This is a genomic window from Mesorhizobium sp. M7A.F.Ca.ET.027.03.2.1 (genome assembly GCF_003999175.1).
Lineage (GTDB): Bacteria > Pseudomonadota > Alphaproteobacteria > Rhizobiales > Rhizobiaceae > Mesorhizobium.
In genome coordinates, this window is record NZ_RZOM01001368.1 from 1 (window position 1) to 1,298 (window position 1,298).

General features: G+C 63.8%; 1 protein-coding gene and 1 pseudogene. Both read right to left on the bottom strand.

The features are described 5' to 3' along the window. Positions 1–1,001: glycosyltransferase family 2 protein (locus EN750_RS34720; RefSeq protein ID WP_245481908.1), on the bottom strand; the 1,001-nt coding region annotated here is incomplete at its 3' end. Positions 1,002–1,045: 44 nt separating this feature from the next. After that, a pseudogene (locus tag EN750_RS34725) lies at positions 1,046–1,298 on the bottom strand (UPF0104 family protein); the annotation flags it as partial.

Below are 1,298 nucleotides of genomic sequence, written 5' to 3' on the forward strand. Positions count from 1 at the left end.
CATGATGGCCGGCTCGGGCGGAGCCAGCCGTCATTGTCACTGGGCGCCGGCTGCGGCCGCGCGACATAGGCCGATGCTCCATTCGCTTCGTGATAGACCCGTGCCAGCATTTCAGCCAGCACGCCCGACGTCACCATCTGCACCCCGGCGATGAGCAGGAAGAAGCCGGTGAACAGCATCGGTCGCGTTCCAATGTCTTCGGCAAAAAGCAGCTTCAGGCAAAGCAGGTAGGCAAGGATCAGCGAACCCAGCGCGCCAAGCACGATGCCGATGCCGCCGAAGAAGTGCCCAGGCCGTGTGCGATAGCGCATGAAGAAGTACATGAACACCAGATCGAGCACGACCCTGAAGGTGCGCGAAATGCCATACTTGGATTGGCCATGGATGCGGGCGTGATGCGTCACCACTTCCTGCGCGATGCGTCTGGGGGTCGTCACCGTGGCCAGCCATGCAGGGATGAAGCGGTGCATCTCGCCATAGAGCTTGACGCTGCGGATGACGTTGCCGCGATAGACCTTGAGGCTGCAGCCATAGTCCTTAAGGCGCACCCCGGTGACGCGCGCGATCAGCGCGTTGGCGATGCGCGAGGGCAGCCTGCGCATGAAAAACCCTTCCTGGCGATCCTTGCGCCAGCCCACCACCAGGTCGAGATCCTCGCTCAACAGGCGGTAGACCATACGCGGAATGTCGTAGGGATCATTTTGCAGGTCGCCGTCGATCGTGGCGATGACGTCGCCGCGCGCTGCGTCGATACCGGCCTGCATCGCGGCGGTTTGCTTGTAGTTGCGCACCAGCTCGACCGCATGCACATGCGGGCCGTAATGCGCCGCCAGGCGCCTGATCTCGCTCACCGTCGCGTCGGTGCTGCCGTCATCGACCAGCACGACCTCCCACGGCTGGCCGTAGCGTTCCATCGCCTGGTGAATCCGCACCAGGAGCGGTTCGACGTTTTCGGCCTCGTTGTACATGGGCACGACGATGGACAGTGTATGGTCCGGCATCACCGCGCCGTCAGGCAGTCCCGAAGCAGGGATGGGCAATACGCTCATAGGGATGGCTTCCTTGCAGGGCCGACGGCCGGGTTCCCCGGCAGCGTCGATTTCGAGGGAAACAGCCAGGCGATCGCACCCGTGGCGATTGCCGAGCAGAAGATGAACAGATGCAATGCCAGCGCTGCCTGAAGGCCGCTCTTCATGGCAATGCCGGAGGTGAGCAGCGCCGCCGCTGCACCCGCTTCGTAGGTGCCGAAGCCGGCGACGCCTTGCACCGGTAGTATGGCGGCGCCTTCCGCCCCGACG